Annotated in this window: 2 protein-coding genes; both read right to left on the bottom strand. The window is 36.2% G+C overall.

Features of this window, described 5'->3' with window-relative positions; translation table 11 throughout:
* Positions 1 to 1,102: SprB repeat-containing protein (locus A3SG_RS20470; protein ID WP_035664747.1), on the bottom strand; the 1,102-nt coding region annotated here is incomplete at its 3' end.
* An 11-nt stretch (positions 1,103 to 1,113) separates the two neighbouring features.
* Positions 1,114 to 1,410, bottom strand: a complete 297-nt coding sequence (locus A3SG_RS0118285; protein WP_016991433.1) for a hypothetical protein — start codon at positions 1,408 to 1,410, stop codon at positions 1,114 to 1,116.
* Between the last annotated feature and the right edge of the window lie 230 nt (positions 1,411 to 1,640).

Here is a 1,640-nt window from a genome sequence, read left to right as displayed (position 1 = left end):
AAGTTCCGTATCCTCCTGTTGGCGCGGATACCGTAATTGTTCCATCATTGGCTTCAAAACAAGTCACATTAGTTTTAGCAACTGAAGCGTTCAATACAGCAGGTTGCGAAATGATTTGGTCAACCAAAACATTGACACAGTTGATATATGTCTTATCTCTTATTTGTACGCTGTAAGTAGCAGGAGCAAGGCTGGTGAAGCTTCCGCTAGACTGCCAAGTTCCAGAATCAAGACGGTATTCATAGACACCAGATCCGCCACTTGGGCTGCTTAGGGTAATAGTTCCATCATTGGCTGCAAAACAAGTCACATCTGTTTTATCAACTGATGCAGTTGGAGGTGTAGTTGCCGTTATTGTTCTGGATTTATTTGTCACACAATAATTAGCGTCAGTAATTTGTACACTATAGGTGCCTGGTAGTAAGTTAGTAAGGTCTTGATTGGTTTGTTGACCGCTTAGGTTTGAACCATCTGATGTTGTCCATAGGTAGCTGTAAGGAGCAGTACCTCCTGTTGGCGTTAAATCAATGGCTCCGGTGGCGGAACCGCATTCTGACGCTGTGAGTGCAAATTCTCCATTGACACCTGCATTAATTGCTAAGGATGGCAACGTACCACATTTTGGATTAATGGTGGCAGGATCAATTGGACAATTGCTATTTGGAGAGGCATCAGTCCAAGCCAGTCTTAAATTAATTATTTTTAATATATTTCCACAAGTATAAGTGATATTGTTTGCAACTAGGTATGTTATTGCATTACCAGGTAACGGACCAAAACAAGAAGTAATTGGTACAGAAGACACTAAAGATCCATCACTACCACTATATTCTTCTAATGTTCCCCAAAAAGCAAAAGCAGTTCTTGTAGATCCAGTTGTGTTATTAATGGATACTGTCAATGATCTTGTTATTAGAGTATCTGTTGGGCAAGAATTACATAAATCCCCTCCCGATAGAACAGCTCCAACTAATTCTAAATCCTTAGAAGTACAAGAACTTGCATCTGGGAATGTTTGACTAAAAGTATAGTTAGTTAAACTAAATAGACTTATTATAATGAATAAAAGTAATTTTGTCGAATGTGTAAAAGTTGATTTCATATTGACTTGATTTAAATCGTTAGAAAGTGAGGTGATTGTAAATAGCGAAATTCACCTCTGTTAGTAGTGATATAGATTGAGGGGCGAGCAACTATCGTTAGCTTCTCCAGCTTTATAGGTAGAGAATCGATATTTATGGCAATAGTTCTTAAAGAGTCAAAAAAGGGATATACAGCTGCTATTTCTTGAGAAAGAAATACAACAGTTCGAACTAAATCCGTCCAAGATTTTGGAATATCAAATTCAGAGTATTTATTACCGGTTAATAGAAGCGAAACCAGATTAGGGAATGTAATTTTTGATTTCATAATGATCTTGTTTTTAATTTATTATCAAAAAAATAAGTTGTTTATTTTAACCTTTTTACGAAATAAAAGGGGTTTAGGAAATAATTGTTTTTTATGTTAAAGCAGTACTATCCTTTTGGATATTTGATTAATACGTTTTTTACGCCAATGCCAATTATGCTATCTGATTTTTAGGGATGTAAATTTTCTTTCTAGGGGGTAAAGAATATTTAGCGTCGTAGGTGACTTTT

Source organism: Flavobacterium sp. ACAM 123, from assembly GCF_000264055.1.
In the GTDB taxonomy this organism is placed as follows: domain Bacteria; phylum Bacteroidota; class Bacteroidia; order Flavobacteriales; family Flavobacteriaceae; genus Flavobacterium.
This window is presented reverse-complemented; position numbering and strand designations above follow the sequence as displayed.